This window comes from Planctobacterium marinum (assembly GCF_020687805.1).
In the GTDB taxonomy this organism is placed as follows: Bacteria; Pseudomonadota; Gammaproteobacteria; order Enterobacterales; family Alteromonadaceae; genus Planctobacterium; species Planctobacterium marinum.
The window spans coordinates 278,206-299,841 of record NZ_JAJEWQ010000006.1 but is presented as its reverse complement, the minus strand read 5'-3'; the positions used below and the strand labels follow the sequence as shown (position 1 = coordinate 299,841).

Here is a 21,636-nt window from a genome sequence, read left to right as displayed (position 1 = left end):
CTTACTCCTCCTCCACAATCCAGGTATCTTTACTTCCACCGCCTTGCGAGGAATTCACTATCAATGAACCTTTGCGCATTGCTACGCGGGTCAGGCCACCCATGGTCACTTTGACGTCATCACTGGAGAGAATAAAGGGTCGCATATCCACATGTCGCGGTTCCGCATTGGTACCCACTAATGAAGGCACCGTGGATAAATTCAGCGTGGGCTGTGCAATGTAATTGCGTGGATCGGCCTTAATCAACGCCGCAAATTTATCCTGGTCTTTTTTGGTAGACATAGGTCCAATTAACATGCCATATCCACCGGATTCATTGGCCGGTTTCACCACCAGTTTGTCGAGGTTTTCCAGCACGTATTTTTGCTCAGACTCATTCATACAACGATAGGTTGGCACGTTGGGGATGGCCGCTTCTTCACCCAGATAATACTTGATGATTTCCGGCACCCAGGCATACACCACTTTATCATCGGCCACACCGGCTCCGGGCGCATTGGCTAATGCCACATTGCCCTTTTTCCAGGCGCGCATAATTCCCGGCACGCCCAGCATGGAGTCAGGATTAAAAGCTTCGGGATCTAAAAACAAGTCGTCAATGCGACGATAAATGACATCCACCCGCTGCAATCCTTCAACGGTGCGCATATAAACGCAATCGTCATCATTAACCACCAGATCGCGACCTTCCACCAGTTCGCAGCCCATTTGTTGCGCCAGGTAGGCATGTTCAAAATAGGCCGAGTTATAAATGCCCGGCGTAAGTACCACTACTTCAGGGTAATCCAATGGACGCGGTGAGATGGCCGCCAACATGTCAAACAGCTGTGAAGGGTAATCGTCCACCGGTAGGATAGACATTTGCTCAAACATATCCGGAAAGACGCGCTTCATGACTTCGCGGTTTTCCAGCAGATAGGATACCCCTGAAGGCACCCGCAAGTTATCTTCCAGCACGTACATGGTGCCGTCACTGTCTCGCACTAAATCAGATCCACAAATATGCGCCCAGATATTCAGCGGTGGCCGGATACCTACACACTGCTTGCGAAAATTCACAGATTTCGCCAGTAGTTCCGCCGGAAACACCTTGTCTTTGATGATTTTTTGCTCGTGATATATGTCATCAATAAACATATTCAGTGCTTTAACCCGCTGCTTGAGGCCGTATTCGATGTTTTGCCATTCTTTTTTAGGCATTACCCGCGGGATCACATCAAATGGCCAGGCGCGATCAATAGAGCCACCTTCGTGATAGACCGTAAAGGTGATACCCATTTCTTTGATGGCCAGATCCGTTGAATTTACCACCAGCGCCAACTCTTCGTCCGTTAATGACTCGAAATACTTAGTCACCTGTTTCGCACACTTTCGTGGCTTCCCCGCAGACTTCATGAGTTCATCATAGAAGTTCTGGGTGTCGTACTTATCCCAATTAATCGCCATCAAACCACCTATTACATTAATGTTTTTCTGTCAGGTACAATTTAAGTATTGCAGTAATCTCTCGCTTTGCCCAAATAATCATCCCGGCTAAACCCTTGCCACATCTACGGATACCGTCAGGACATTGCTACCACCGCCAAATAGCACGCCTTTGAGCGGTGTAACGTCGAAATAATCCCGTCCCATCGCCAGGCGAATATGTTGACTTCCCGGTACAATGTCATTGGTGGGATCAAACTCCATCCAGCCACTTCCCGGTAAATACACCGCAAACCAGGCGTGAGAGGCATCGGCGCCTTCCAGCTTTTCCTGACCTTCGGGCGGCAAAGTTTCAATGTAGCCGCTGACATAACGCGCCGCTAAACCGATGCTGCGCAAGCAACCAATGGCCAGATGAGCGAAGTCCTGGCAAACCCCGCGTTTGTGCTCTATCACCGTTTGCAGCGGTGTACTCAGGGTTGTAAACGCCGGATCATACTGAAATTCAGTGAATATACGGTGCATCAAGTGTCGGGTGGCATCTAATAAGGGGCGATTGGGCTTAAAGCTCAATAAGGCATATTCTTTCAGCGAAGGCAGTAACTCAATAAACTTGGAAGCATAGGTAAACTCTTTGGCAAACAACATATCTGCCGTGAGTCCCCGGGCAATTTCATCCCTTACCTGCTCCCAGGCTACATCAAAGCTAAACAACAAACTCTGCGGCTTTTCCAACACCAAAACTTCACTGGTAACACTGACTTCCAGTACTTTGTGTTGCTCCGGAATATCAAAACGGGTCACCAGGTTTCCGTAGTAATCTTTGTGCTCCCCCAGATAACTGGGGGCGGGTGATATCGTAAAACTACAGGATTGCCGGGTCTGATGTTCGTTGGTTAATGGTGTCAGGCGAGCCAAATTCTGGCACAAACTCACCGGTTCAGCGTATTCGTAGCGGGTAATGTGTTTGATGCGAAACTTCACGATTGCACCTGCCCTTGTAATAATTGTGCTGCACCTTCAGTATGCGAGAAATAAATCTGACTGATGGCCTCAGCCAAATCATTGAGATCCGAACTAACATCATCCAGCAGTGCCTGCAGATTATTGCGCTCCCCCTTTTTGTTCGCTATCACCAGGTCGCTGAGTTCACAGAGTTGTATTCTGGTCAGTGCTGACAGGATCATTTTCTCATGCCTTTCCAGACGAGAATCATTCTGCTCATTGGGCATTTCTGCCACCAGTTGTTTTAACCGTTTTAACTGATAGCACAGGGACCTGGGGTAATCGGCATTGAGCAATAACAACTCCACGACGGTTTCCATTCTTTGCTCTACCCGATAACGCCGGCGATGGGTAGCTAAACTTTCCTGCGAGTACAGCAAACTGTCCAGCACCAGAGACTCCATTTCGTTATCGACGGCGTTGCTCAACAGAATTTCCGATAAATTGATAATCTGATGTGCCCGCTCCAGACGCCGCCCCGCTTCCAGCATCAGCCAACCGCCATCGCGAGATAAACTCTCTGCCGCATGACCTAAAAAGGCACTCACCGAATCCAGCAATTCGTTGAGTAATTCCTGCATATCGCTGACACTGCGGGTAGGTTTACTGTATTTTATGCGTCGCGCCGCCTGATTAATCTCATCAATGATGCGCCAGGTATCACCAGACCAGTAATCTCTGACATTAAAGGCGCTGTTGAGAAAGAAGCCGAACGTGGCAGTCAATCCGCCGTTAAGGTCAGTACCAAACACAAATTGTCGCATCATCCACCAGTAAGCGCTGCGGCCTTTCTCCGCCATATCTTCCAGAGCATCTGCAATTTGCGGGTGATGTGGTAACAATCCGGTTATTAACTTCTCAATATGGGCCAGCGCATCTTCTTCGCGGTTAGGGGAATACTCGGTTAAACGCGACAATATCGCTCTGACCAAACGAACCTGACTTTCAGAGCGTTCGATGTTGCGGCCTACCCAAAATAAGCTTTCAGCGGTGCGGCTGGTGATCTGTTCATGACCCCGGTAAGCCGCCTGCTCTCCCACCAACTGCCACAAACTACTGTAGTTTTCTTCGTTTTCTCCCAGTACCCAGGTGTCTTTTAGCAGGCCGGTAAAGGGGTTTTCCTGTTGCTGATAATACACCAGCCGGGTCAATGCGCCGGGCAACACCCGATAGCTGCCCTGTTCAGTCAGAGCAAAACTGCGAATTTTGATGGGCTTGGCCTGAAACTTAGCATTGTTCCAGGCCGGCGCTCTGGAAAACTCCAAAAATTGCTGCCCGACATATTTTGCCGGTTGCTGCGTTATTTTGTGGCGCAATTGTTCCAGCTTAGTGTCATCCATACTGGCGGGATATTGATTTTTGGCATGATAATCCGCTCGTTTTATCACCATGTTTTGCAGGTTATCTAAAACAAAGTGGCGACGATTTTTATCACCACACCAAAAGGTATCAATCTGAGGTAACAACAGGGGTTCATCAAACAGGTGTTCGCAAACCGCTGGCAGATAAGACATTAGGCCCGGGCTTTCCAAAATACCGGCACCAATCGGATTAATTACGATGACATTACCTTGCCTGACAGCGTGCAGTAAGCCGGGCACGCCACAAACCGCATCTTCTTTTAATTCCAGTGAGTCACAGGCCTGGTCATCCACCCAACGCAGAATCACATCCACCTGTTCCAGCCCATCCAGGGTTTTCAGCCAGACCTTGCCTTCGCGGACCGTTAAGTCCGCCCCCAACACCAGGTTGTAACCCAGATAGGCCGCCAGATAAGCGTGTTCAAAGTAGGTTTCATCTGAAGCACCGGCTGACAGCATAACAATATTGGGAGTGCGATTGTGCGGTACCATTGCAGTAAAAGTACCATGCCAGGCCTTAAAGAAGCCGGACAGTCGCGCAATCTCGGCACTACTGAATTCGCTACTCATGACCCGCGACATAGCCACACGATTTTCTAAACAGTAACCTACGCCGGTAGGCATCTGGGTTTTATCGCGGATCACCACCAGTTGCCCATCAGGGTTACGGGTAATATCCGCAGAATAAAACATCAGGGGGGTTTCGATATGATTGTAAAGCCCGTGTGCAGGACGAATGTACTGTTCAGAATTAAGCACCACTTCTGCCGGGATAATGCCCGATGTCAACAGTTCACGACGGCCGTAGAGATCTTTAAACACCGCATTGAGTACTTTCGCCCGTTGCTGCATTCCCGCGTTGAGTTGCTGCCAGGAGTGTTGATCCAAAACATAAGGAATGGCATCCAGCTCCCAGGCACGACGAGATTTATCCTCTTTGCCAAAGCTGTAAGTAACACCAATTTCCTGCAACTGTCGGTGGATCAATTGCTGCCTGGCCCGGAAATCTGACTCCGGCAACTTCTCTAATTGCTGAACCAGATTTTGCCAGTGTGCTCTTGGCTGATTCGTCTCGGCATCCCAAAATTCATCATAACCTTTGGTATCGGCATGATAATCTTCCATGTGCCGGGATAACAAAGATTCCTCCGGGCGGGATTTACTGGTCATATCGCTTTCTCTTTATTCTGTTCCCGCCTTTATTTACCAGAGTTTTGCCCTATTGGTCTACGTAAATCCAGGGTAAATGGATATTCATCATTGGGGCTCTCTGCAACCGGTGCCTGCGCAGGTCGATTTTTATGATTTGCCGTAAACTGACCTTTCGAGTGCGTAGTTCCGCGCCAGTTTTGGCTGATCTGCGCCTGCGTTTGTGTATGACCTTCATCATCAAAACGCGCAATACGTCGCCCCTCGGCTTCAAAACTGTTCACCGGGAAGGCTTCAAAATTGCGCCCGCCAGGGTGCACAACATGATAGGTACAGCCACCTACAGAACAATTGTTCCAGGTATCGTAAATATCAAAAACCAACGGCGAATGTACGCCAATGGTGGGATGCAAAGCGGAAGGCGGCTGCCATGCCCGATAGCGCACGCCAGCCACATACTCACCATGAGTGGGACAACGATGCAAGGGTAATCGGCGACCGTTGCAGGAAATAATATAGCGGTCAGACGTTAAGCCTTTGACATGTACCTGCAAGCGTTCCAGCGACGAATCCACAAAGCGGGACGTACCACCACTGCCCATTTCCTCACCCAGCACATGCCAGGGTTCTATGGCGGTACGCAGCTCCAGTGCAATATCATTGATGTTGACCTTGCCAATCACCGGAAAGCGAAACTCGTGGAAGGCGTTCAGCCATTCTGTTTCAAACTGATAACCGTTTTGTTGCAAGGTGGCACAGACTTCCTGCATGTCACGGGCGACAAAATAGGGCAACAGGAATCGGTCGTGCAGCTCGGTGCCCCAACGCACCAGTTTGTGGTGATAAGGATTTTGCCAGAAGTTCACCAATAGAGTTCGAAGTAACAGGTTTTGAACCAGACTCATCTGATAATGCGGCGGCATTTCAAAACCGCGGAACTCTAATATTCCGAGACGTCCGGTTGCCGAATCAGGCGAATACATCTTATCAATACAGAACTCCGAGCGATGAGTGTTGCCGGAAATATCCACCAACAGATGTCTAAGCAATCTGTCCACCAACCAGGGTTGTTGCGTTTCGCCGTCCGGTAACTGAGAAAATGCAATTTCCAGTTCGTACAGATATTCATCCCGCCCTTCATCGACCCTTGGGGCCTGACTGGTGGGTCCGATAAACAAACCGGAAAACAAGTAGGACAATCCAGGGTGGTGTTGCCAGAAAGTCAGTAAACTGCGCAGCACACCTGGCTTGCGCAAAAACGGACTATCCAGCGGCGAACTGGCCCCCATGGTGACATGATTGCCGCCACCGGTACCGGTATGACGACCATCCAGCATAAACTTTTCTGTACCCAGACGGCTTTCCCGCGCCAGTTGATACAAGGTCTCGGTGTTGGAAACCAGTTCATGCCACGAGTTTGCCGGGTGGATATTGACTTCAATGACACCCGGGTCCGGCGTAACTGCAAACTTTTTCAGTCGCAAATCCGCCGGCGGTGAATAGCCTTCAAAGATAACCGGGATTTTTAACGACGCGGCCACCACTTCGATGTGTTGTACTAACAAAAGATAGTGTTCTAAATACACCATTGGCGGCATAAAGACATATAAACGTCCGTCTCTGACCTCCACACACAGTGCCGTTTTTGCAAAACGCTCCGTAGCGGCTTTGTCCCGCAGATTAAAATGGCCGATTAGATCTGCCGGCAATTCGTCATAGGGTTGAAAATAACTATGGGGTTGGTACTCATCGCCCTGATTAACCGGTTGCCAGGGAATAGAGTTCAATGGCAAGCGCAATCCAAGCGGAGAATCACCGGGCACCAGCGTCAGACGCTGAGTGCGAAAAGTCCACTGGCAGCTATGCCAGCGATTATTGGCATAATCCCAGCCCATAGGTAAGACATAGCCACTGGGGGAATCAGGATCACCGTTTAATACCGCCCGCAATTTGGCGCGCTCCGAATATTCCTTAAGCTTGATTTTGTTTAAATCAATATTGTCGGGTAATTGCCCTTCCTGCCAGATGAGATACAACGCATCTTCATATGCTGGCAATAAGTTTTTGGTGGCAATGCCCAGCTCCTGACTCAGCGCTTCGGCAAACTGTTTAGCGGCATCCGCCGACAACTTTGTATCGCTAACAGGATCACCTGCCAGACGATCATTTTTCCACACCGGATGACCATCTTCACGCCAGTAACTGGCGTATTGCCAGCGCGGCAGCGGCTCGCCGGGATACCATTTCCCCTGACCAAAATGACGCAATGCCCCTGGTGAAAAGATATGCTGCATCTTTTTAAACAACTCACAGGCCAGTTTGCGCTTCACCGGACTGTCGGCAGTGGTATTCCACTCCGGCCCTTCCATATCGTCAATGGATACAAAGGTGGGTTCCCCCCCCATGGTCAGGCGAATATCCTGGGTTTGCAGCTCTTCATCCACCTGCTCACCCAGCGCCTGAATTGCCTGCCATTGAGATTCTGAATAGGGCTTAGTCACCCGCGGAGCTTCGTGGATACGGGTGACGCTGTTACTGAACTCAAATTCTACTTCACACTTATCAGTCGCGCCGGTAATAGGGGCAGCACTGGCTGGCTCAGGACTCGCCGATAATGGAATATGACCTTCTCCGGCAAACAACCCTGAGGTAGCATCCAGACCTATCCAACCCGCTCCCGGCACGAAGACTTCAGCCCAGGCATGCAAATCGGTGAAGTCTTGTTCGGGTCCACTGGGGCCATCCAGGCTCTTCTGGTCGGGTGCCAGTTGCACCAGATAACCTGACACAAAACGCGCGGCCAGTCCCAGATGTCTGAGCAACTGCACCAGTAACCAGGCGAAATCCCGACAAGATCCAGACCCTTTTTCTAAGGTTTCCTCACAGGTCTGAACCCCAGGCTCCATGCGCACCAGATAGTCCAGATGCTGATACACTTCCTGATTTAAACCCACCAGAAAATCCACGGTGGCTTTTTTGCTCAGGTCCAGAGTATCTATCCATTTCTTGAACAGCGGCCCGTTCTCCGTCACCTTAAGGTAGGGAGAAAGTTCCTGTTGCAACTCTGCTGTGTAATCAAAAGGGGCTTTTTCTGCGTATTCTTCGATAAAGAAATCAAACGGATTGATCACCGTCATTTTGGCGATGACTTCTACTGTCACATCCAGATACTTGCTGCGCTCAGGAAACACCACTCTGGCCTGATAGTTACCAAACGGGTCCTGTTGCCAGTTGATAAAATGTTCTTCAGGATTAACTTTCAGCGAATAAGCCTGGATTGGCGTGCGACAATGCGGCGCCGGTTTTAATCTGAAGGTATGAGGTGCAATATTCACCAACCTGTCAAAGTTATAGCGGGTATGGTGCCTGATAGCTACAGTTATAGTCATGGATGCCTGGGTAAAATGGGTTGCAGTAGTTCTAGTGTATACCCTGACAAATTAACTACCAGTAAAGTCACACATTGTGCCTATAATTTTTTTGCAACGTACTGAAATTCAAGGACTATGTAGCTAAGCACATGAGGTTAATGTGACATTCAGATACAAAAAAGCGGGGCTCGCCCCGCTTAATCAATGCAATTTACTTGTGCCACTTAAACCATATTACGCAACAGCTGGCTGGTATTCAGTGACAACAGACGCCAGCAACTGATGGCACCCAGGATACCAACCACTGCAGCTCCCACCACCGGTGCAATAACCCAGTACTCGAAGTGTAAACTGCCTGGCATCTGGAATACCTGTGACTGTAATAAATACAGCGTGAGTTCATTGGCTAATGCCGCCATTATCCCAGCCACAACACCAATAATCACAAACTCGAACACCACACTGGCTCTGATCAACCAACCTTTGGCTCCCAGAGTTCTAAGTATGGCCAGTTCCTGCTGACGTTCATCCATACTGGCCTGAACCTGTGCAATTAATACCAGCGCTCCGGCGATCAGTACCAACACCAGAATAAATTCCACCGCCATCGACACCTGATCCACAATCTCCCGCAGTTGGTTAATTCGGGCATCAACATCGAACAGGGTTACCGTAGAAAACGGTGCCATCAACCGGGCAATCTCATCTTTTCGTTCAGTGTCCAGATTAAAACTGGTGATATAGGTGGGCAAAAAGCCTTGCATAACCTCGGGTTGCAGTACAAAGAAGAAATTTGGCTGCATAGTTTGCCAGTTGACCTCCCTCAGACTGGTGATGGTGACGTCTACCACCTCACTACCAATATTGAAGGTTACAACGTCGCCCAGTTTAAGTGCTAATCGCTCTGCAGTTTTGGACTCTACCGACATGCCGTAGGGTTCGCCTTCCTGGTAATCTGAAAACCACTGCCCGGCAACAATCTTGTTTTCTCGTTGCAGACGGTAACTCCAGGTTAAATTGGCTTCTCGGCCAAAGGCATCACGGCGGTTGGACTGAACTTCGTTCTCTTCATCTTCTTTGGTGATTTCGGTATTCACGCGCTCCCCGTTAACCGCAACAAAACGGGCACGAACCACAGGGTAAAACTCTTCGACCTGTACCCCACTTTCAGCAAAGTGCTGCTCCATTTGAGGTTTCTGAGTTTCAGTAATATTCGCCATGAAATAATTGGGAGTGCCTTGAGGCAGTTGATCGCGCCATTGCTGGATCATGTCGTTGCGCATCACCAGCACCACCAGTAACAACATTATGGTCACCGCAAAACTGATCAGTTGCACACTGTTGTCCATAGAACGGCGCTGAATTCTGGCCCAGGCAAGTTGCCATGCCCCCATCCGCCCTTTTCCTAAGCGGCGTCCCAGCCAGATAAGACCATAGGTAACTGCCAGTAAGGCCAGTACCAAAACAATCCCGGAACTAAATAATATAGCTGAGATTTTAAGATTTTTGCTGTAGGTCCACATCAACAGGAAAATAGCACCACCGGCCGCCAGAAACTGAATGATTCGCGAGCTCATCTTGGCTCCGAGGTCTTTGCGCAGCACCCGAAGCGGTGGAACCGAAAACAGTTTTAACAGTGGATACAGGGAAAACAAAATTGCACAGATCACGCCGGTAAAAACGGCAATGAGTACCGGTCCCCAGTACCAGGATTGCAGTGAAACAGCAACCCGTTCCTGTATTGCCGACGCCACAGCAGCCTGAATGCCATAACCCAGTGCGCCACCAATTGCTATCCCCAAAATGGTGATAAAGATAATCTGCAACAAAAACACCCTTTGCACCATCTTACGACTGGCCCCCAGGGTTTTCATAATTGCAACCGGATCATAATGACGTTGCGAATAACGCTGCGCCGCCACGGCAATAGCCACCGATGCCAACACAATTGCCAGCAAACTGGCCAGCAGGAAATACTGTTCCGCTCTGCGTACAGAATTCCCCACCCAGGAGTCGTCATCCTCTACAGACATGATAAAGTGAACATCGCTGTCCATCTGAGGGCGCAACCAGTCGGTATACTCTTCAAGGTCTGCGTGTTCCCCTGTCAGGAATAAATAATGCCCGGCTCTGCTTCCCGGGCCAACAATACCTGTTCCGGGTAAATCATCTTTGCGGATCAACACCTTGGGATTGGAGTTAAATATTGAAAAACCGGCATCGGGCACTTCGGACAAAACTCTTGTAATCACAAAGGGCTTGTCCCCCACTTCAATGGTATCTCCGACAGACAACCCAAGAGTCTGAAACATTTGAGATTCCACCCAGGTTTCCCCCGGCATCGGTATAGCGTCGATTGCCACACCGATGCCAAATGGCGTATCAGTAACCTTTATATCGCCCTTAAGCGGGTAATTCTCATTTACCGCCCTGATGTCCGCCAACATCATGGTATCGTTGGCAAACACCATTGAGCGCATATAAGTACTTTGTGCCGTATTGAAACCCGCTTCTTGTGCCTTTAACAGCCATTCTTCAGGCAACGGATTACGACCACCTATCAATCGATCCGATGCCATAAACTGTGAGGTACGTTCTGTAAGAGCAGACTGCAGGCGTTCGCTGAATAGCGACAGTGATAGCACCGCCGCCACCGACAGCACAATGGCTGCCAAAATTATGGTGAGCTCACCACGTCGCATTTCGTGGCGAAACAATCGCCAGGCTAAATTAAACCACATCAGTCGGCTCCCTTCAGATTGCTTTTAACTGCGGTTCATCACCTTTTGCCTGAGGCGAATCCGATTGTTTTTCGGTTAGTTCTCCGGCATGCATCAACAGTTGTCTTTCACATTTATCCGCCAGCTCTGTATCGTGAGTGACTAATACCAACGTCGTGTGCGCTGACTCATTAAGTTCGAACAAAAGTTTTTCCACCTTCTCGCCATTTGCCGCATCCAGATTACCGGTGGGTTCATCGGCGAATAAAATTTTCGGCTGGGTAATAAAAGCACGGGCAATGGCCACACGCTGTTGCTCACCACCAGACAACTGATTGGGGAAATGGCTTGCACGATGGCTAAGACCGACCTTTTCCAACAATTCGTTGGCCAGGGCCTCAGGATTGTACAGCCCGGCGATTTCTGCCGGCAACATGACATTTTCCAGCGCAGTCAGACTTTGCACTAACATAAACGACTGAAAGATAAAGCCCACTTTTTCACCCCGCAATCGGGCCCGCTGTTCTTCATCCATGGTGTGCAGTGCTGCACCATCCAGATGAATTTTACCTGAGCTGACTTCGTCCAGCCCGGCTAATAAACCCAGCAATGTGGACTTACCGGAACCCGATGCCCCCACGATTGCGATCGTTTCTCCTGCCTTGACATCAAAGCTAATTGGTTGAAGGATCTGCAAAGGTCCTTCAGAAGTTGTCACTTTTTTGGTGATACTGTCGGTAGAAATCATATATTCAGGAGCTGTATTCATCGTGCTATTTCGTCTCAAATTTCTTCTTTTGCTTATACCGTTATGGGTCTTTTCAGATCACTTGCAAGCCCGCGAGGTCAAGTTATTGGTATTAGGGGATAGCTTAAGCGCAGCCTATAACCTAAAACAAGAGGACGGCTGGGTTGCATTGTTACAAAAAAGCTGGACAGATAAAAACATCGAAATCGTTAATGCTGCTATCAGCGGCGAGACCTCAGACGGTGGTTTGCAACGGCTCAACCGGCTGTTGACACAACACCAACCCAGTCACCTTTACCTTGAGTTAGGGGCCAACGATGGGCTACGCGGCTACCCCATTAACAAAATGAAACAAAATTTAGCGAAAATAATTACTACCGCTCAGGAGCAGGACATTAAGGTTATTTTGCAGGAAATGCGTATTCCGACCAATTATGGCCCTCGCTATACCCGCATGTTCACTGAAAGCTACAGCGAACTGTCAGATGAATTTGAACTGCCACTAATCAGCTTTTTTCTGGAAGACATTGCCCTAAAGCCGGAATTGATGCAACGGGACGGACTACACCCCAACAAGGATGCACAGCCCCAGCTGGCCGACTGGATGGCACAACGCCTGGGGCCTTTGCTGTTTCAATAATACAGAGCCAACTTACTGTATCGGCCAGCAAGTTACATTTTTTACGGGAAATTGTTCTTTTTTTAAGCTAAACTCGTAAGAGTAGGTAAAACGAAACGAGGTATTATTATGGGTGCAATTTCAGGTGGTTCGCCTGCAACCTTTCAGGCCAGTATTCAGCAAACTGAACTACAAAACCAGGCAGAAGTCGAGCAACGCCGCGAAGCGCAGGAAACATTGCGTGCAGAGCGTCAGGAGCAATCCCAGGAAAGTAATGAAGCTCAGGAGGCCAGTTCACGCTCTGCTGAGCAGGCTCAAAACGAAGCCCGACAAGCAAACCCCAACCAGCGAGTTGGCGGTAATGTAGACGTCAGTGTCTGACCGCTAAGAATCACAAAAAAGGCGCTTCAATCATTGAAGCGCCTTTTTTAATTGCCATGTGTTTAAGGTTTTATATAGCGATAAGCCTTGTCGGATTGCATTTGCAGATAGCGGTCACGCAGTTTGGACTGTCTTGAAGTCATGGGGATTTGCTCACCATCAATCACAACCGTTTCCGCATAACTCATCACTTCCAGTGGATCGCCAGACCACACCACCACATCAGCACTCTTGCCTTTTTCCAGGCTACCGTGGCTGTCAGCAACGCCCAACACTTCTGCCGCAACAGAAGTAATAGACGCCAGGCCTTTTTCCCAGGGTAAGCCATTGGCCACAGCATTACCGGCATGTTGCATCACCAATCGCGCGTTATGGGTGTCCATGCCAATGGCCACTTTGACTCCAGCCGCATCCAGCCTCGCGGCATTACTCAGGGTAGCGCCCAATTCATCAAAATCGTAAGGCAGGTTGGATTCAGGTCTGAGAATAACTGCAATGTCATGGGCTGCTAACTCGTCTGCGACTCGCCACGCTTCCGTTGCGTGCACCAGCACAATTTTCAGGTCCTCAAATTTTTGCTTGATGTGGATAATATGACGAATATCCATTGTGCGGTTAACTGTAATCAGCAACGGCATATCACCTTTCATGACCGGCACCAACGCATTGACTTCAGTTTTAGTCAGATCGCCATCCCAGTCGTCCTTCTTGCGCAGCGTTTTGCCTTTTAAACTGGCTGCTTCCTGCAACACCGACAGGAGTTTTGGCCAGGCCACCGCTCGTGAGCCGGAACTACCGTCTATTTTCCCACCGGTCATATCCAGTAGCATAACCGCATTGCCTTTAACAATAGGATTAACCTTATCGCCAAGGCTGATAAATGCCCCCTGCCCCTGAAAAAAGGTATCGGTATCGGCCATGACACTGGCAGCGCTGGTGATACCTTCTATTCGGGCAATATTTATCAGGCTGGAGTCGGGATTAACCGCATATTTAGTCTCTATCTGGGTACCCAGATACCCTGAATCCTCCAGTTTTGCGGAATAATCTGCGATGCCAGCGGAGTATTCCACGTCCACCAGACCCAGTGACGTATAGGCACCAATAATACCCGGTGTTACCCATTTGCCTGCGGCATCAATGGTTTTATAACCCGAAGGCACTGAGCCGCCAGATTTTACGGATTTAATTACCTCATCTTCTATAAGAATGGTGGCATTTTCCACTTTGCCCTGTCCGGTCATGGTGAACGCCGTGCCCCCACGATAGCAATATTTTCGGCAATTGACTGAGCAGAAAAAATGACCGCCGAAGCGGCAATGGCCAGCGCGGTTTTGTTGAAATGTTTCATTATAGTTCTCCCTCGCCTGGTTGATCTAACTCGAAGTCTGTAACCGGCCACAGAGCATCATTGCCTTTTTCGTAAACCTTTACCCCGTCAATAAATACCTGCTCAGCTTGCGTGTAGGTGGAAAACGGGTCGCCACTCCACAACACTAAATCAGCATCTTTACCGGGTTCAACAGAACCAGTCTGATCAAATACGCCCAACGAACGAGCCGGATTGGCGGATAACCATTCCCAGGCCTGCGCTTTAGTAAATTCGATGCCCGCTTTTTTACCATTGGCCAGCGCTTTTGCGGCTTCCTGATTGAGTCGCTGAATCCCCAAATCGGAATCAGAGTGCACAATGGCACAGCCACCGGCATTAGCTACCAAAGGAATATTTTCCAGAATGCCGTCATAGGCTTCCATTTTAAAGCCCCACCAGTCGGCCCACATGGAGGCACAAACATTGTTCTCAGCCAGTTTATCAGCAATTTTGTAACCTTCGACTGCGTGGTGGAAGCTGGTAATTTGATAATCGAACTCTTTCATTACATCCATCATCACCGCCATCTCATCGGCGCGATAACAATGCATATGCACCAGAATTTCCCCTTCCAGCACGCCCATCAGGGTTTCCAGTTTTAAGTCGCGAGTGGGTGCGGCAGGATTCTTGCCTTCGGCATATTCTTTTTTGTATTTGTCCCATTTTTGTTTGTATTCTGTCGCGGCTATCCACTCCTTGCGATATCCGGCCACATTACCCATGCGAGTCATGGGGCCACCTTTGCCGCCATAAACCCGTTTTGGGTTTTCACCACAGGCCATCTTCATGCCATAAGGGGCATCGGGGAACTTCATATCCTGCACGGTGCGGTCGGGTACATTTTTGAGGGTTACTGCCCGCCCCCCAACCAAATTTGCGGAACCTGGCAGTATCTGCAAGGTGGTGACTCCCCCCGCCAGAGCGGCAGAAAATCCTGGGTCCTGCGGCCATACTGAATGTTCTGACCAGACTTCAGCGGTAACCGGCGTTGTCATTTCGTTACCATCGGCATGACTATCTACATCTGGTGTAGGATAAACCCCCAGGTGGCTGTGGTTATCGATAATCCCGGGCGTTAACCATTTTCCGGTGCCATCAATCACGGTCGCCTCAACCGCGCTGATGTTGCTGCCCACTTGTTTGATGTCACCGTTTTCAATCAGTACAGAGGCATTATCTAAACGCCCGCCTATACCATCCAGCAAGGTGACATTGGTGATTAGCACAGTGCCACTGTCTGCCGGTTGATAGGTGCTGGGAAATGGATTGGGGTTAACTTCTACGTAAGGGTCTTGTTGCTCGGTTTTCTCTTCATGGTCATCAGCAATAGCGTTACTTGCTAAACCCACAGACAGTGCAAGCACAGAGAGATGTCTCAGCCCGCCCTTAACGAGCCGGTTATTGTTGGGTATTTTCATCGGTTGCTCTACGTTTATTTTCAGATTAAACCTCAGTGAGTACACCGTCACAGCAGCGTTACCATTAACCCGCAACGGCCTTGTAACAGCGGTTTACTGAGATACTCCATTTATAATTTTTACGACTAATGACTTTCTCTTACGAGCGCATTTAACTCATTAGCAGAACCTAAAGATATAACGGATAAACGAATTTTGACAAATCAGATCACAAATTTATGGGCAAATCGGATCTGTCTGGGATGGCATGATTAGCGGTAAAATCAGATTGCGCTTTGAGTAGAGCCACGATGTCTTTTGCCGTTTGCAGGCGGCGCACCGCTTCAAATAATACGCGGGCTTCAGGAAACTGTATCTGCAGATAGCGCAACCATTGTTTGACGCGGTTGGGATAATATTTACCCTTAGCACCATACAGTTCATAGCCACTGTATTGGATGAGTAATTGCAGCATGGCCTGCCAATGCATTTCAGGTTGGCCTTGCCTGATACTCAGAGCCAGACCCGGATGGGCCAAAGCGCCGCGACCCAGCATGAGATCCTGACAACCTGATTGCTGTGCACAACGTTTCGCATCTGCCACGGTCCAGATCTCGCCATTCGCCACAATCGGAATATCAATCTTTTCTTTGATACGGGCAATCCAGTCCCAATAGGCCGGCGGATTGTAACCTTCCCGTTTGGTGCGGGCATGGATCACTAACATATCCGCTCCGCCTTCCTGCAGGGCCAGCGCATTGTCGACAGCTAAAGACTTATCATCAAAGCCCAGACGCATTTTTGCGCTGACGATCTGATGCGCCGGCACGGCCTGGCGCACCGCCTTTAATATCTGATATAAGGACTCAGTATCTTTCAGTAAAACCGCTCCGCCGCGGTGTTTATTGACGGTTTTAGCGGGACAGCCGAAATTCAAATCGACACCGTGGGATCCCAGCTCTACGGCACGGCAGGCATTGGCCGCCAGGGCTTCGGGATTTTGTCCTAATAACTGTACCCGCACAGGTGTGCCGGCGGGTGTTAAACCACCATTGTGCAGTTCCGGACAAAGTCGGGTAAAGACTTTGGCGGGTAACAAAGCATCTACGACCCTGACAAATTCAGTGACACAAATATCATAGCCACCGATTCGGGTTAACATGTCGCGCATTAAATGATCCACAACGCCTTCCATCGGAGCGAGATAGATTTTACCAACATGAGGTTCAGAATTCAGAGACAATGAGTTTGGCACCAGGGAGGAATATTAAAAGTGCAGCATGATACCAGTTTCATCCCAGGTCGCTACCCTTTTCCTGTCGTCGCTGGCAACAGTTAGACAGTATTTCACGCTTTCTTTGTGGTGTTGCTGCAGACCATTCCATTATCTCCTGAATAGAGCGTTTACAGCCGACACAGATGTCCTGCAAATCCAGACAACATTGTCTGTTACATGGGCTTTCTATGTCCTTTGGTTTACTCATAGTATGGTCTGTTAATCTCTGCTGTGGCTGGTTTCTTTCAACATATGAACTATATTTTTATGACACTAATTACAGACACCAAGCCCACATGGAAAACCTGAGTAGCACAGTAACCAGCAATCAATTGGATGATCAAGCCTTTATCGAACTGGTAAAGGAGTGTATTGGTTCCACCGCCATTTTGCCTATTATGACACTGTTACACGAAGGTAAAAACACCCGGGAAAAACTCGATAGTGCCCTGTCTCATTTGCCAGCGGCGACATTACATGAATGCCTGGATAAAATGATAAAATTTGCCATTGTGCAACCACTCAACAAAAGCAGTGTTAGTGCGGGGCCTGCGTGGTTTCTGACACCAGTTGGCCAGGAGTTCAGATTAATATTGCAAGATATTGAACGTCTCAAACTGAAGTATCGCGAATAGTCCGGTTATTGCGACTTGTAGCTCGCTGGCTTAGCTTGCTGTATCAACTGCACCGGCTCCAGACCATCAGTATTTGTTATTCACACGCCTGGAACCAGTGTTCCTGAAGCTGCGCTGAGAGAGAAAATATTTAATGCAGCGGGTATTTATCAGTAGTCCGTGACCTTTTTTCTCAGGATTTTGTTTTTACCCACTTGTTTTTTGGCATCCACCCGCCTTTTTTGTGAGGCTTTCGTGGGTTTAGTGGCTTTCCTGGTTTTGGGAATATGATTTGCCTTTTGGATCAGTTCCACCAGGCGTTCGATGGCATCCGCTTTGTTTTTTTCCTGGGTTCTGAATTGCTGCGCTTTAATCACCAGTACACCATCAGATGTGAGGCGGCTGTCGCTGCGTTGCAGTAAATTATCTTTGATACGTTGTGGTAAGGATGAGGCTAAAATATCAAACCTCAGATGGATAGCACTGGATACTTTGTTAACGTTTTGACCACCGCTACCCTGCGCGCGAATCGCGCTAATTTCTATCTCATCTAACACCAGATAAACGGTGTTGGATATTTTTATACTGTTGGTCGTATCTGTAATCAAAATCAGTAACCGTGCTCGCTTATCAGGTCGTGCATGATAGCCTGGAATTCGCCACTTTGCTTAAGTTGTGCAATTCCCTTACCCAGAAGAGATTTAACTTTTGCCCCTTGCGGACTGTTGCGCACCATAAAGCGAATGTCATAAAAGGCCCAGGTGTTTAAGCGGTGATCCACGAAATCAAGCTCTCTGATAACCTGTTTCACTTTGTGCTCTTCAAACAAGTAGCCGGACAACTCTCCTCTTTGTACCTTGGCAATACTTTCCTTCATGCTGTGGCTTCCCACAAACCGATTGCTGAAAAAAGCCACGTGCGAAATGTCAGTTTCTATGCTGTGTTGCGCGTAGTTTGAAGGGGTTATCTCGATTTCTTCACGAGAAACAATCACAAATCTGGCTCTGTAAATGTTCTCATCGGTGTACGCTAGATCACTGAGCTTAACCCCCATTTGCATCATATAATCAGTTGCGCCCAGTGCATCCTGAGGATCATAGAGAATCGGCAATTGCGCATCGACATGATCCCGGGCCAATTCCACAATTGAGCGGGCAAATGGCATTTTGATAATTTCGAAGCGAATGTCAGGCAATTGTTCATCGAGAGCCTGTAGTAGATTAATATGCAACTCTTCTTTTGGATGTTTGTCTACATCCGGCAATTCGGCAACAGATATGCGCAAAACCTCTTCTGCAGACACCATCAATGAGCCCGAAGTGAACCAGATGACAATGCAGAGCTTAGTGAAGATTTTAAGACAATTATGCATGAATGAGTTTAGCTTCTCCGCAGAATTCGGTAAGTAACTTAGCCACCTGATAATCAGCGATTTTCCTTTGCTCAGATAATAGCAAGCCTGACATTAAACGCCAGTTTAAGAAGCAACAAAACCAGGGTAAATTTGCCCTAACCTCGCTCAGGGCAAAGGAATATGCTCCACATCATCACCTGGAATTGTGGGAAACTTGCCTTCCTTCCAACGTTGTTCAGCCTGTTTAATCTTATCTTCTGAATAAGCCAAAAAATTCCAACGTAAAATAGGTTGTTTTGGCAGCTTTTTGCCCCCCAACAGAAAATAACGACTGTTAATAGGGCCTGTTGGCCTTTGTTGTATGTGTTTGCTGCAGTCTGTTTATCATTTAGGCACGGCGGATGTTTGAATGGTCTAGCGGGCTAAATCGAAAACATCCAACAAAGCATAAATGATAAACAGGCGCAGCCCTACGGGTTCGTCATAAACGCGTCTCACTCGTTGTCACAGCTCTTTGACGTAGGCCCACTATGCCTGTAGAGCTGTTTCTCGATTAAAACGCGTTTATTTAGAACAAAATCGATACACCAAAGGTCAACAGGCCCTGGGGTTTCAATGGACTCTTCATTTTCTAACATGACAAACTGACCGGCTTCAAATGCTTCATCGCCAATTTTGACTGTACCTGAAATGACGTAACAGGCGGTCTCTGACTCAGCACAAGGGCGTTCTACAACGGCGCCGACTTCGGTTATGGCATCCAGATAAAACATCGGAGAATAGGTTTTTACCGGCGAAGTATAGTTATAGGCTTCGCCTGCAATTAAACGCATCAATATATTTTCACGGTGAATATAGGGCAATGCAGAGCGATTGATATGTAAAAAGCTTGGCTCCATTTCTGTTTTATCTTCCGGTAAGGCTACCCAGCACTGTAATCCATTAAGTACGTGATCTTTACCCCGCGTTTCGATGGTTTCACGCTCGGAGATTAGAATACCCAAACACCACCAAGATGCTCGATTTCAGCGTGAGAGAAAAAGCGTTTAGACAAGCAAAAATGACGCGGGCATGGCTGTTCTCACGTCAAGGCATTTTAGCGCAGAATAAACGCTTTTTAGCCACGCCCTTCGGGAGCTTCACAGCACTTCCATTACTGCGTTGTATGTGTTTGAAAGGTGACCTACATTCCTTCACACATACGCCTTGTACTGAAAGTGCTGTGATAGCTCTGAAACAGTATCTTGGGGGTGCTTGGGTATTCAGCCCTTCCCCGCCGTCATCCAGTTAACATCACCGGGATGAATCTCCTGAATGCTACCCAGACTATCCCGGTGCAACATACTGCCCTCCATCAGATAACTGATGGTCGCCAGCCCGATATGAGGATGTGGCCGCACATTAATGCCTTGTCCTGCTGGGAATTCTGCGGGCCCCATGTGATCCACAAACACAAATGGCCCCACCGAACGCTGAAGATACCCAAACTACCCCAAGATGCTCGATTTCAGCGTGAGAGAAAAAGCGTTTAAACAAGCAAAAATGACACAGGCATGGTTGTTCTCACGTCAAGGCATTTTAGCGCAGAATAAACGCTTTTTAGCCACGCCCTTCGGGAGCTTCACAGCACTTCCATTACTGCGTTGTATGTGTTTGAAAGGTGACCTCATTCCTTTACACATACGCCTTGTACTGAAAGTGCTGTGAGAGCTCTGAAACGGCATCTTGGGGTAGCGTGGGTATACTATATAGGGATAATACGAGAAACCGAAAAGCCACCAAGGTCTTTACGGGCAGAATTAATGACAAATGCCATGGCTACTCTGATAGTCGTTTGGTTTGTTATAAAACCTAGCAGTATTTAGCTGATTTGCCAGCGATCAGTATTTCTTCTTCTGAATGAGCAATGTTTGATCAATTTCAATGTGGCTGTCTGCTGCCTGAATCAGATTATTTGCGGTGAGTTTTGCAACGGAAATGACCGTGACCGGCACCTGATAGTCATCCTGCAGTTTGCGAACCAGTAATTCAAAATCACCATCGCCGGTAAGCAAAAAAACTCTGTCGCAGGAACGCGCATGTTCCATCACATCAATGGTCATACCCACATCCCAGTCGCCTTTTGCCGAACCGTCAGCCCGGGTGATAAAGGGTTTCAGTTTAACCATAAAACCGATACCGCGAAGGATATTGTGAAATTGTTTTTGTTTGTCCTGATGGCTGGCTATCGCATAGGCATTGGCGATGACCACTTGCTTATCTGTCGTGATCAGCCGCCATAACTCGTTGTAATCAAAATGCTGATGAAAGGTTTGTCTGGTGGTGTAATAGATGTTTTGCACATCGACAAATATGCCAATTTTTTCTGACATTTAATCAACCTAATAAGGGGTGATCTTTAGGTAACTGGTTAGCAATCCACATTACTAACCGGTGCTTCATGTTGACCCCATTTTCTTTGTCTTCCGACAGCGGAATGATCAACTTATCATTAACCAGCAGTCGATATATCGCTTCAATTTTGGCATCTGCTGATGTGGTGTTGGTGAAGGTATTATAGCCTCTTTTTTTGGCATAGGTTTCACCAACGGCCACGGCTTTTTTTAGTAATTCTTTTTCGTTTTTGACTTTTTTCATAATGCTCAGCGCGCTTTTTTATTCACACTAAAATAATCCATCACATATTGCCAGTAAAATGACTCGCCATACACCTACCAAAAGCAGACCTTGATAGCTAGTCAGATACACCAATAACTGCAGATCACTGAACGCGGGTGACTGAGGATTCGAATAACGTGGTCTGTAACTTTGGCTCCAGCAGAATCAACTTGTTTCTGGCTGCA

The 21,636-nt window shown here is 48.2% G+C and carries 19 protein-coding genes and 1 pseudogene; 3 read left to right on the top strand and 17 right to left on the bottom strand.

The genetic code is table 11. From position 1 onward, the window contains the following. Position 1: 1 nt before the first annotated feature. The 6 genes from LJ740_RS19150 to LJ740_RS19125 all read right to left on the bottom strand — a co-directional run bounded on the left by LJ740_RS19150 (position 2) and on the right by LJ740_RS19125 (position 11,780). The gene (locus tag LJ740_RS19150; protein ID WP_229530735.1) at positions 2 to 1,447 is read right to left on the bottom strand and encodes a circularly permuted type 2 ATP-grasp protein; all 1,446 of its coding nucleotides are present in this window, start codon (positions 1,445 to 1,447) and stop codon (positions 2 to 4) included. A gap of 87 nt (positions 1,448 to 1,534) precedes the next feature. Then, positions 1,535 to 2,410: a transglutaminase family protein gene (locus LJ740_RS19145; protein ID WP_229530734.1), complete on the bottom strand. Its 876-nt coding sequence runs from the start codon at positions 2,408 to 2,410 to the stop codon at positions 1,535 to 1,537. Then, on the bottom strand, positions 2,407 to 4,962 hold the full coding sequence (locus LJ740_RS19140) for a circularly permuted type 2 ATP-grasp protein (RefSeq protein ID WP_229530733.1): 2,556 nt from the start codon (positions 4,960 to 4,962) through the stop codon (positions 2,407 to 2,409). Before LJ740_RS19140 ends, LJ740_RS19145 begins: the two co-directional genes overlap by 4 nt. Before the next feature lie 29 nt (positions 4,963 to 4,991). Continuing rightward, the gene (locus tag LJ740_RS19135; RefSeq protein WP_229530732.1) at positions 4,992 to 8,330 is read right to left on the bottom strand and encodes a transglutaminase family protein; all 3,339 of its coding nucleotides are present in this window, start codon (positions 8,328 to 8,330) and stop codon (positions 4,992 to 4,994) included. Between the two features lie 206 nt (positions 8,331 to 8,536). Continuing rightward, on the bottom strand, positions 8,537 to 11,053 hold the full coding sequence (locus LJ740_RS19130) for an ABC transporter permease (protein ID WP_229530731.1): 2,517 nt from the start codon (positions 11,051 to 11,053) through the stop codon (positions 8,537 to 8,539). 13 nt (positions 11,054 to 11,066) lie between these two features. Next, positions 11,067 to 11,780 carry an ABC transporter ATP-binding protein gene (locus tag LJ740_RS19125; protein ID WP_229530800.1) on the bottom strand — a complete coding sequence of 238 codons (714 nt, stop codon included), beginning with the start codon at positions 11,778 to 11,780 and terminating at the stop codon, positions 11,067 to 11,069. 82 nt (positions 11,781 to 11,862) lie between these two features. Between LJ740_RS19125 and LJ740_RS19120 the strand changes: the two genes are divergently transcribed. Further along, positions 11,863 to 12,420 (top strand): arylesterase, encoded by a 558-nt coding sequence (locus LJ740_RS19120; protein ID WP_229530730.1) that lies wholly within the window; start codon positions 11,863 to 11,865, stop codon positions 12,418 to 12,420. 108 nt (positions 12,421 to 12,528) lie between these two features. Continuing rightward, positions 12,529 to 12,780, top strand: a complete 252-nt coding sequence (locus LJ740_RS19115) for a hypothetical protein (protein WP_229530729.1) — start codon at positions 12,529 to 12,531, stop codon at positions 12,778 to 12,780. A gap of 62 nt (positions 12,781 to 12,842) precedes the next feature. Here LJ740_RS19115 and LJ740_RS19110 read toward each other — a convergent pair whose 3' ends face one another. The 4 genes from LJ740_RS19110 to LJ740_RS19095 form a co-directional block, all read right to left on the bottom strand. After that, complete coding sequence (locus LJ740_RS19110; protein WP_229530728.1) at positions 12,843 to 14,024, bottom strand: amidohydrolase family protein; 1,182 nt, start codon at positions 14,022 to 14,024, stop codon at positions 12,843 to 12,845. A 106-nt stretch (positions 14,025 to 14,130) separates the two neighbouring features. Beyond that, complete coding sequence (locus LJ740_RS19105) at positions 14,131 to 15,570, bottom strand: amidohydrolase (RefSeq protein WP_229530727.1); 1,440 nt, start codon at positions 15,568 to 15,570, stop codon at positions 14,131 to 14,133. A 208-nt stretch (positions 15,571 to 15,778) separates the two neighbouring features. Next, positions 15,779 to 16,744: a tRNA-dihydrouridine synthase gene (locus LJ740_RS19100; RefSeq protein ID WP_229530799.1), complete on the bottom strand. Its 966-nt coding sequence runs from the start codon at positions 16,742 to 16,744 to the stop codon at positions 15,779 to 15,781. Between the two features lie 97 nt (positions 16,745 to 16,841). Continuing rightward, positions 16,842 to 17,033, bottom strand: a complete 192-nt coding sequence (locus LJ740_RS19095; RefSeq protein WP_229530726.1) for a DUF1289 domain-containing protein — start codon at positions 17,031 to 17,033, stop codon at positions 16,842 to 16,844. An 88-nt stretch (positions 17,034 to 17,121) separates the two neighbouring features. Between LJ740_RS19095 and LJ740_RS19090 the strand changes: the two genes are divergently transcribed. Continuing rightward, entirely contained in the window at positions 17,122 to 17,460 is a 339-nt protein-coding gene (locus LJ740_RS19090) for a hypothetical protein (protein WP_229530725.1), read from the top strand. Positions 17,461 to 17,609: 149 nt separating this feature from the next. Here the strand turns inward: LJ740_RS19090 and arfB are convergent, their stop codons facing one another. The 7 genes and pseudogenes from arfB to LJ740_RS19055 all read right to left on the bottom strand — a co-directional run bounded on the left by arfB (position 17,610) and on the right by LJ740_RS19055 (position 21,430). Then, a complete protein-coding gene (gene arfB / locus LJ740_RS19085) occupies positions 17,610 to 18,047 on the bottom strand; it encodes an alternative ribosome rescue aminoacyl-tRNA hydrolase ArfB (protein WP_229530724.1) in 438 nt (145 codons plus the stop codon). Positions 18,048 to 18,049: 2 nt separating this feature from the next. After that, on the bottom strand, positions 18,050 to 18,811 hold the full coding sequence (locus LJ740_RS19080) for a hypothetical protein (protein ID WP_229530723.1): 762 nt from the start codon (positions 18,809 to 18,811) through the stop codon (positions 18,050 to 18,052). A gap of 147 nt (positions 18,812 to 18,958) precedes the next feature. Then, complete coding sequence (locus LJ740_RS23185; RefSeq protein ID WP_324255638.1) at positions 18,959 to 19,132, bottom strand: pirin-like C-terminal cupin domain-containing protein; 174 nt, start codon at positions 19,130 to 19,132, stop codon at positions 18,959 to 18,961. A gap of 155 nt (positions 19,133 to 19,287) precedes the next feature. Next, positions 19,288 to 19,797 carry a pirin family protein gene (locus LJ740_RS19070; RefSeq protein WP_229530722.1) on the bottom strand — a complete coding sequence of 170 codons (510 nt, stop codon included), beginning with the start codon at positions 19,795 to 19,797 and terminating at the stop codon, positions 19,288 to 19,290. 261 nt (positions 19,798 to 20,058) lie between these two features. After that, positions 20,059 to 20,268 (bottom strand): annotated as a pseudogene (locus LJ740_RS19065) (pirin family protein); the annotation flags it as partial. Positions 20,269 to 20,673: 405 nt separating this feature from the next. After that, positions 20,674 to 21,165, bottom strand: a complete 492-nt coding sequence (locus LJ740_RS19060; protein WP_229530721.1) for a LabA-like NYN domain-containing protein — start codon at positions 21,163 to 21,165, stop codon at positions 20,674 to 20,676. Between the two features lie 4 nt (positions 21,166 to 21,169). After that, positions 21,170 to 21,430 carry a DUF5062 family protein gene (locus LJ740_RS19055; protein WP_229530720.1) on the bottom strand — a complete coding sequence of 87 codons (261 nt, stop codon included), beginning with the start codon at positions 21,428 to 21,430 and terminating at the stop codon, positions 21,170 to 21,172. Positions 21,431 to 21,636 lie beyond the last annotated feature (206 nt).

What these genes read in the sequence shown, in the direction of transcription:
- LJ740_RS19080 (WP_229530723.1), bottom strand. Translation starts at nt 18,811, where the DNA reads ATGCATAATTGTCTTAAAATCTTCACTAAGCTCTGCATTGTCATCTGG.
- LJ740_RS19125 (WP_229530800.1), bottom strand. Translation starts at nt 11,780, where the DNA reads ATGATTTCTACCGACAGTATCACCAAAAAAGTGACAACTTCTGAAGGA.
- LJ740_RS19055 (WP_229530720.1), bottom strand. Translation starts at nt 21,430, where the DNA reads ATGAAAAAAGTCAAAAACGAAAAAGAATTACTAAAAAAAGCCGTGGCC.
- LJ740_RS19090 (WP_229530725.1), top strand. Translation starts at nt 17,122, where the DNA reads ATGGAAAACCTGAGTAGCACAGTAACCAGCAATCAATTGGATGATCAA.
- LJ740_RS19130 (WP_229530731.1), bottom strand. Translation starts at nt 11,053, where the DNA reads ATGTGGTTTAATTTAGCCTGGCGATTGTTTCGCCACGAAATGCGACGT.
- LJ740_RS19105 (WP_229530727.1), bottom strand. Translation starts at nt 15,570, where the DNA reads ATGAAAATACCCAACAATAACCGGCTCGTTAAGGGCGGGCTGAGACAT.
- LJ740_RS19095 (WP_229530726.1), bottom strand. Translation starts at nt 17,033, where the DNA reads ATGAGTAAACCAAAGGACATAGAAAGCCCATGTAACAGACAATGTTGT.
- LJ740_RS19060 (WP_229530721.1), bottom strand. Translation starts at nt 21,165, where the DNA reads ATGTCAGAAAAAATTGGCATATTTGTCGATGTGCAAAACATCTATTAC.
- LJ740_RS19135 (WP_229530732.1), bottom strand. Translation starts at nt 8,330, where the DNA reads ATGACTATAACTGTAGCTATCAGGCACCATACCCGCTATAACTTTGAC.
- LJ740_RS19100 (WP_229530799.1), bottom strand. Translation starts at nt 16,744, where the DNA reads ATGGAAGGCGTTGTGGATCATTTAATGCGCGACATGTTAACCCGAATC.
- LJ740_RS19110 (WP_229530728.1), bottom strand. Translation starts at nt 14,024, where the DNA reads ATGACCGGACAGGGCAAAGTGGAAAATGCCACCATTCTTATAGAAGAT.
- LJ740_RS19115 (WP_229530729.1), top strand. Translation starts at nt 12,529, where the DNA reads ATGGGTGCAATTTCAGGTGGTTCGCCTGCAACCTTTCAGGCCAGTATT.
- LJ740_RS19150 (WP_229530735.1), bottom strand. Translation starts at nt 1,447, where the DNA reads ATGGCGATTAATTGGGATAAGTACGACACCCAGAACTTCTATGATGAA.
- LJ740_RS19140 (WP_229530733.1), bottom strand. Translation starts at nt 4,962, where the DNA reads ATGACCAGTAAATCCCGCCCGGAGGAATCTTTGTTATCCCGGCACATG.